The sequence below is a fragment of the Maledivibacter sp. genome, from assembly GCA_025210375.1.
In the GTDB taxonomy this organism is placed as follows: Bacteria; Bacillota; Clostridia; order Peptostreptococcales; family Caminicellaceae; genus JAOASB01.
The window spans coordinates 52,402-60,794 of the sequence record JAOASB010000033.1; the positions used below are offsets into that span (position 1 = coordinate 52,402).

Consider the following 8,393-nt stretch of genomic DNA (forward strand, 5'->3'; position numbering starts at 1 on the left):
TTAATTTATTTAATCCCATTATTAACCCCTATAAAAAGTGTAGAAAAGGGGCTTGCTCAAAGTATAATCCCCTGAGCTTAGACCCCTTAATAAACTACTTACCTATCTTATTTACAACATTTTTTTGTAATTCTTTCATTGTAGGCTCTACATCTGCACCCTTTAATGTAATCCTTGCTTGAGCATCTACAACTAGGTCGTTAACCTCTGAGAAGTTCTCTGTAAAATTTAATCTTGGAATCTCTTTACCGGCTTCTGTAAATAACTTCCATATCCTTTGACCTTTAAAATACTCTACCTCCGCATCAAAAATAGGATCAGAATAGCTTGGTATATATGATGGATATAAACCATAATCAGAGAATCCCTTAATTATTGATTCCTTATCGGTCATAGCAAATTTAACAAATTCTACAGCCGCTTCTTTATTTTCTGATGCCGCTGGCACTACTATATTGGAGCCACCATTAACTGCACCTGTTTTTCCGCCTTCTTCTACTAAAGGTAATTTCATTACAGCCCATTTACCGTCTAAATTATCACATTCGTCCTGTAATGTTCCTGCCCACCAAACCGCATTTACCACTGTAGCTACCTTGCTTTCTTTTGTACAAGTTACTAATCCATCCCAATTGACATTGTCATATGTAATATTTGCATCATACATCTTTTTAACAATTGACATGGCTTTGATTGTAGCTTCATTATCTAATACTGTTTTACCTTCTCCATCAAAATAGAAGGCTCCCAATTGGTTAAGAATTATCCTGAATACTGTATCATTTTTAGATACCGCTAAGGGAAGCATCTTTACACCAATTTTATCTAATTTTTTACCAGCCTCAATGTAATCGTCCCAGGTTTTTATATCCTCTGCCTTTACTCCTGCTTGTTCAAATAAATCTGTTCTATAGAATAATCCGCATGGAGCAGCATCCCAAGGAAAAGCAACTACCTTTCCATTTGAGGTAACCTCAGCCATTTTTACAGGTAAGAAATGCTCTTCCTTTACTACATCTGTCAAATCCACAAATCCATTAGGGAATTTCGCAGAATATAGTGGAACAGCGTCGCCCTCAAGGGATACAACATCGGGCAAGCCTGTACCTGATGCTAATCCAGTTAACATCTTGTCATAGATTTGGCTATTTCCCATATCTTCAAATTGAAAATCTACCTTTGGATGTTCTTTCTTAAAGTTCTCAGCTGCAACTTGAAGAGATTTTAAAGCAACGTCCCAACTCCACACCACAATTGTTCCTGATAGCTCTTCCACTTTACCCTCGCCAGCTTCTGAATTATTATCCGACGAATTACTTTCAGCCCTATTATTATTTGCCGGTTCACCATTTTGTCCACACGCAACTAATGAAAACACCATCATCCCTACAAGTAAAATTGATAATAACTTTTTAAATCTCATTTTTTTTCCCCCTTAACCTTAATATTTAAATTTTAGATAAAAAGCTTTAAAGCTAGTTATCTTAAAAATAAACTTTATTAAGAAATCATATCCCTATCTAACCCTTAACAGACCCACCTAACATGCCAGATATAAATTGCCTTTGGAATATTAGAAATATTATCATAATTGGTATGGTCGCTATTGTTGATCCAAACATAATCACTCCAAAATCTCTTCTTTGAAGTCCTTCCAAAGCTGACAGTGCCACAGGTAAGGTATACTTATCCTTTGTACTTAAGATAATCAATGGCCACATAAAGTTACCCCATTGAGCCATGAAGTTATATATTCCCAATGCCCCTATTGCCGGTCTCATAGTTGGTAATACGATCTTAAAGAATATAGCAAATTCTCCACTTCCATCTATCCTGGCTGCTTCTATTAAGGAATCTGGAAAAGAAATCATATTTTGTCTCATTAAGAAAATTCCAAATGCATTTGCCAACGCTGGTATTATTACAGCTTGATATGAGTTTTGCCAGCCTATGCTATTCATCATTTTGAATAAAGGTATAAGCAATACCTGTAATGGAATCATCAAAGTAATGAGTATTATACTAAAAATTAAGTTTTTCCCCTTAAATTCAAACTTTGCTAGGGCATAACCCGCCATAGAATGTAGTAATAAGGATAAAATCGTATAGGTTATTGTGATAAATATTGAGTTAAATAAAACCTTTGCCACATTAAATCTTTCATTAAAATTTTTATAGTTATTGGCTAGATTAGATCCAAATATCAGCCTTGGCCTTTCAGTAAGGATTTCTTTGTTTGATAATGTGGAAGATACAAACATCATATAGAATGGAAATAATGATGCAAACACTACTACAAATAGCAATGTATAAGTCACTACCTTTACTGTTAACCCTGCATCCCCGGGTTTTTTCTTTGTACTGATCATTAGCTCTCACTCCCTGCTACTTTAAATTGAATTAACGAAAGTACTGCTATTATTGCAACAAGTACATAACTCATGGCTGCTGCATAACCAAATTTCATATATCTGAAGCCTTGATTATACAAGTAATGAGCTACCGTTGTGGTTGCATTATCCGGTCCACCATTTGTTAAAATATAGGCTTCATCAAATAATTGCAATGTTCCAATGGTGGAAGTTATGGCACAAAATAGTATAATAGGTTTCATTAGGGGGAGTGTGATTTTCATAAATGTCTGAAATCTACTGGCCCCATCTATATCACAGGCCTCATATATTTCATAGGGAATTCTTTGAAGTCCTGCTATCATGATTATCATATTATATCCTGTCCATCGCCACGTAATAGCAATCATTATTGAAGCCTTTGCACTTAAAGGTTTATTTAGCCAATCTACTCCTTGAAATCCAATAGCCCTTAAGAAATGATTTATTAATCCATAATCACTATTTAACAGTAATTTAAAAATTAATGCGTATGCAACCAAACCAGTAATAGCCGGCATAAAGATTGATATTCTGAAAAAACCTTTAAGCTTTAAAAACTTTTGATTTAACACAACTGCAAATATTAATGCGAGCATTATCATTATGGGAACTTGTATGATTAAGTACACGAATGTATTTTTTAAAGATGTAATAAATATTTGATCCTTGAATAGCATGGTATAATTCCTCAGTCCAATGAAATTATATTCACCATATTTAAATTCCTTGAAGCTTAAGATGAGTGAATCTATAATAGGATAGATCATGAATACACAAAATATTATCAAGATAGGAGATAGAAAATAATAGGGTGCAGTTTTTTTACTAACCTTTAATTTTTTTAATATATTTAAAATCTTATATAATAAGCTCTCTTTCTTTTTTATATGCTCTTTGCTTTCAATCATTTTTGAAGCCCCTTTTCTAATAAAGATTTTTATAAATTAAGGAGTTTTGTTGAAATCCATTATATTTTAAATATTATTTTTCAATTCAATTTAATAAATATTTGGAAAATTAAAAGCATAATTCTTGCTGCTTCAATAAATATTTTCATTTCGACTCCTTAAGCACCTAGCCTAAGAAGTCAAAATGAAGATCTATGAATGTATTATAAATCTAGGGTCTTACTCAATTCCTTTTCTGAAACTTCTTCCTTTGAAAATGCCTTTAATGCTATTGTAAATTCAAAGGGTTTAAGCTCCAATTTATGCTGTGGAAGCTGTTCCTGTCCCCAGCTTGCACTACCTAGACCATTTTGTTTATGATCTATATTGAATGTTATAAAATCTTTCTTCTTTAAATCAACGGTATGTTTGGCTTTTTCAAAATCCTCTGTTTCATAATAATGGGCACTAAAATTTATTAGTTCTTCACCTACTACTATTAAACCTATTCCTCTTTTATCCGTAAGGGACACCCATTTCACATCACTTCTATTTCCATTTTCCTGGGGATATATATAGGGTGTATATAGGTCTTCAACATGCTTAGAGTAGATACCAAAGGGGCTTGCCTCTTTGCTATCCACATAGTTTTCTCCCTCTCCCCTACCATACCAAGTTGCATTTTCAAAACCTTTATTTATCCTCGTTTTAAAACCAATCCTAGGAATCATATCAGGTGTTTCCCCATAGGGTTGCCCCTTGGTCTTAATTGTGACTACACCATTTCCATCTATCAAATAGCAAATATTACATTTTATTCCCCATGCATAGGCTGGTGGTGCGATCTTAGTTTCTATTTCTACCTTTACGAGGTTATCATGGATTCCATAGTTTATTCTGCAAACCTTTTCCTGAAGCATGTGTAAAAATTTATCTCTCCATACCTTTGCCGCATGCATATCATTGTCTATTGTGGCGCGCCAAAGGTTTAATCTTGGTCCATCAATAAATAAATCTATTCCATTGTACTTCCACTTAGTTATGTTCCCATAAATCTTGTGAAAATCTATTTCAAAATCCCTTCCCCGTATTATGATCTCGTTATTCTCCTCTTCAACCATTAATGGATAGAAGCTGCCACCACTTAGTCTGCTTTTTCCTTCAGTTATTTTAAACTGCTCCCATGCTATTACGTGTCCCACCTCACCCCAGGATACTTTGCTATTTAAAACGAAGGAGATATTTAACCAATAATCATATTGTGAATTTATAATATCTGCTATATCATAATCTAAAATAATTTCTTTTTTGTTTTTACTTGTGAATCCAGAAAGACATTTGCAACCTGATTTTAGGATTATATCTTCCTTTGTGATATTCCATGTTAGAAGACAATGATCCAAGGATAGAAAATCATATAAATTATGTATAAGTAATCTTCCATTTTGTAAATCTAGGGCTTCTACCCTTATAGGCTCAATAACTTTCTTGAATTCAATCAGTCCTGGAGATGGCTTTCTATCCGGCATAACTATGCCATCTATTACAAAATTAGAATTATTAGGTTCATCCCCAAAATCTCCACCATAGGCAAAATATTCATTCCCATTTGAATCCTGTTGTCTTATTCCTTGATCAATCCATTCCCAAATAAATCCCCCTTGAAGTCTGTCATATTTATAGAAAACATCCCAATAATCCTTCAATCCTCCGGGTCCATTACCCATGGCATGGGCATATTCACATACAATATGGGGCTTATCTGTATTTTCAAGCTCCCCAAGCTTAATAAGGTCCTCAACTTTTGTATACATAGTGCTATAAACATCACTTACCTCAGCATTCCTATCTTCTTCATAGTGTACAAGTCTAGTATCATCTATTTCTCTACAAGCTTTAGCCGCCTTTACAAAATTTCTTCCGAAGCCTGCCTCATTACCTAAAGACCACATGATGATGGAAGGATGATTTTTATCTTTATGGACTGTTCTTTCAATGCGATCTACATATGCTTTTTCCCATGCCTCATCATCGCTGATCATATGGATATTTCCTATAAATTCGAACCCATTACATTCTAGGTCAGCCTCGGATATAACATACAAACCAAATTCATCACATAAATCATAAAACATGGGATTATTTGGATAATGGGAAGTTCTTACTGCATTGATATTATGCTTTTTCATCATAACTATATCCTGCTTCATTATCTCATAGGTAACATATCTTCCTAGATCTGGATGATAATCATGTCTATTTACTCCCTTTAGCATAATTGGAACGCCATTAACATTTATAAGACCATTTTTAAGCTCTACTTTTCTAAACCCTACTCTTTGAGAAATTATTTCAATAACTTCTCCTTTGCTATCCTTTAATTCAATAAGTAAAGTATATAAATTAGGCATTTCAGCAGTCCATTTTTTAGGACCTCCGATATCATATCTTACATTTATGGTTTCTTGTTTTTCACTTTCTATATTAATATCAGCTACTTCAGCCTCCATTATCTTACTATTAAAATCATCAAGGAGTTCAAAGCCTAGCCTATATCCCTTAATTCCTTCGGTTTTAGAATTAAATATATCTACCTCTATATCTAGTTTCCCATTTTCATAATTGTCATCAATATCTCCTTTTATGAAGCAATCATATACATGAACAGGTTCTCTTGCTATCAAAGCCACATCCCTAAATATTCCACTTAACCACCACATATCTTGATCTTCAATATAACTTCCATCAGACCATTTATATACTATCACCGTTAAATCATTCTCTGTGTCCTTTATCAAACTGGTGATATCAAATTCAGAATTTAATCTGCTTCCTTGGCTATATCCTGCTTTTGCTCCATTTACCCAAATATGAAAGGCACTATCCACTCCCTCAAACCTTAAAATCACCCTTTTATTTTTCCAACCCTTAGGAATAATAAATTTCCTTTTATATACTCCCGTAGGATTTTTGGTTGGTACATTAGGAGGATCTATGGGAAAGGGATAATGAAAATCCGTATAATGCATTACATCATATCCTTCAAGCTGCCAGTTACTAGGAACAATGATCTTATCCCAATTTTCGATACTATGGTTTTCATCTACGCAATACCTAGGTATTTCTGATGGAGACTCGGCAAAATAAAAGCTCCACATCCCATTTAGTAAAATGTAAGAATCCGATAACCCTCTTTGATAGGTTAAAGCATTATCTTTTTTACTGTAAGGAACAAACCAGCTCCTACTTTTCATTCTATTTCTTTGTAAAACATCGATATTTTCCCAATCATTTCTTACATCAGTAGAAATACACATTCTTCTCACACCTTTCTACAGCTCAACTAAAATACCTATTAGTTAAACCGGTACTAAACCTTTCTAGTCCCATAACAAAAGCTTGGTCTAAAAATTATTTTTTATAATTCAATTTCCCACTGCTCTGTCTGATTATCAACTTAGTAGGTATAAAAATCTTTACTCCTATATCCCTATCACGTAATATTCGTTCCTTAATTATACGTACAGCCATAGTCCCCATTAACTGGGTATTGGCTCGGATAGTACTTAAAGCTGGCATGACAAATTCAGCAGTGGGTATATCATTACAGCTGACTATGGATAAATCCTCCGGCACGTTTATTCCATTCTCTCGTAATGCCTTCAATGCTCCGATAGCCATAGTATCACTTGCAATAAATACCGCTGTAGGCATATCCCCTTGTTTAATTAACTTAAGCATGGATTCGTATCCCTGTTCACATGAATACTGTCCCTCTACACATACATACTTGGAAGAATATTTTTTTTCATTTTTTAAGGTCTTATAATATGTATGTTCTCTTATATCATTAATTTTTAATGGTGAAATTTCATCCAACCCATCCGTATGAAGCTCTTCTCCCGCAATAAAACCTATTCTGTCATGTCCTAAATTTATTAGGTAATAAATTGCCTCTTTAACGGTTTTTTCAAAATCCATTAAAATACAGTCCGCAGCTTCAATCTTGGGATCAAAGTCTACAAAAATAAAATGCTCAACATCTTCTAATAAATTATTAAAATTAATTTTTTCGTATTTAGCTTCGCTACCTAAAACTATTAAACCCTTTAAAGAATATTTTTTTATATTTTTATTTGTCTCCGAATCATAAAACATTTCTATTATATTAAATCCACATTGTTTGCCCTCTTCCTTTATGCCATGTCTTATGGATAAATAATATGGATCATTAAGCTCTTCTCCTTGGGAGTATAATAGTAGAAGTCCTATATCTTGCTTTTGACTCACTCCTCGATTTTTATATTTGTTACGCTCTTTCCTCGTTTTATATTGGAGTTCTTCTGCTATCTCAAGAATTCGTTGCCTCGTTTCATCGGATATTGACAAAGTTTTATCTTGATTTAATGTTCTAGAAACAGTAGCTATAGAAACTCCCGCCATATCTGCAATATCTTTTATTGTAGCCATAATGCACCTCACATCTTTAGTTTTTATAACAAATGCAGTTTTATAATATACAATCCTTTTCTAGGGATTTTAGTATAGACTTTAACTTATATACGTCCAAAATGCTAGAATCCAAAAATCCCTAGAAACATCGGATATTTTGAGATGTATAAATTAAGTTTAACTTTAGGAAATCTATATGCAATCATCAGAGTCAAATTTGAAGTAAAAGAAATTATAAAATTTTAGTAAAAATACAAGGAAATTTTAGTAGTAAAATTTGGTTATATTTTACTACTAAAATTTTTACTTGTCAATCATATAAGAGTATTTATTTGAATAATATTTATATTTAGAATATTGTCACTAGCCTCCTAAACCTTTAAAAATCAATACATATAAAAAAATCCAAGGATGTTTTTTCACCCTTGGATTTTTTTCAAATTCCTATGAATATAGAATAGAATACTTTAATTTTTTTCATCATGTTTTTTGAAAAACAATATAAAAAAACCCGAAAGAATTTTTTCTTTCAGGTTTTAAATAATTAACCGGCGACGACCTACTCTCCCAGGCAGTTGCCCACCAAGTACCATCGGCGCAGAAGGGCTTAACTTCTGTGTTCGATATGGGAACAGGTGTATCCCCTTCGCTATAGCCACCG

Annotated in this window: 5 protein-coding genes and 1 rRNA gene; all 6 read right to left on the minus strand. The window is 33.3% G+C overall.

Going from position 1 to position 8,393, the window contains the following annotated elements; all coding sequences use genetic code 11:
• Positions 1 to 94: 94 nt before the first annotated feature.
• Entirely contained in the window at positions 95 to 1,423 is a 1,329-nt protein-coding gene (locus N4A68_11720; GenBank protein ID MCT4564963.1) for a sugar ABC transporter substrate-binding protein, read from the minus strand.
• Positions 1,424 to 1,520: 97 nt separating this feature from the next.
• The gene (locus tag N4A68_11725) at positions 1,521 to 2,369 is read right to left on the minus strand and encodes a carbohydrate ABC transporter permease (protein ID MCT4564964.1); all 849 of its coding nucleotides are present in this window, start codon (positions 2,367 to 2,369) and stop codon (positions 1,521 to 1,523) included.
• Entirely contained in the window at positions 2,369 to 3,301 is a 933-nt protein-coding gene (locus N4A68_11730; GenBank protein ID MCT4564965.1) for a sugar ABC transporter permease, read from the minus strand. The genes N4A68_11725 and N4A68_11730 overlap by 1 nt, the downstream gene beginning before the upstream one ends.
• Before the next feature lie 203 nt (positions 3,302 to 3,504).
• Positions 3,505 to 6,597 (minus strand): beta-galactosidase subunit alpha, encoded by a 3,093-nt coding sequence (gene ebgA / locus N4A68_11735; protein ID MCT4564966.1) that lies wholly within the window; start codon positions 6,595 to 6,597, stop codon positions 3,505 to 3,507.
• Between the two features lie 94 nt (positions 6,598 to 6,691).
• Entirely contained in the window at positions 6,692 to 7,750 is a 1,059-nt protein-coding gene (locus N4A68_11740; protein MCT4564967.1) for a LacI family DNA-binding transcriptional regulator, read from the minus strand.
• Positions 7,751 to 8,278: 528 nt separating this feature from the next.
• Positions 8,279 to 8,393: ribosomal RNA gene (gene rrf / locus N4A68_11745) — 5S ribosomal RNA — on the minus strand; the annotation flags it as partial.

What these genes read in the sequence shown, in the direction of transcription:
- N4A68_11720 (MCT4564963.1), bottom strand. Translation starts at nt 1,423, where the DNA reads ATGAGATTTAAAAAGTTATTATCAATTTTACTTGTAGGGATGATGGTG.
- N4A68_11725 (MCT4564964.1), bottom strand. Translation starts at nt 2,369, where the DNA reads ATGATCAGTACAAAGAAAAAACCCGGGGATGCAGGGTTAACAGTAAAG.
- N4A68_11730 (MCT4564965.1), bottom strand. Translation starts at nt 3,301, where the DNA reads ATGATTGAAAGCAAAGAGCATATAAAAAAGAAAGAGAGCTTATTATAT.
- ebgA (MCT4564966.1), bottom strand. Translation starts at nt 6,597, where the DNA reads ATGTGTATTTCTACTGATGTAAGAAATGATTGGGAAAATATCGATGTT.
- N4A68_11740 (MCT4564967.1), bottom strand. Translation starts at nt 7,750, where the DNA reads ATGGCTACAATAAAAGATATTGCAGATATGGCGGGAGTTTCTATAGCT.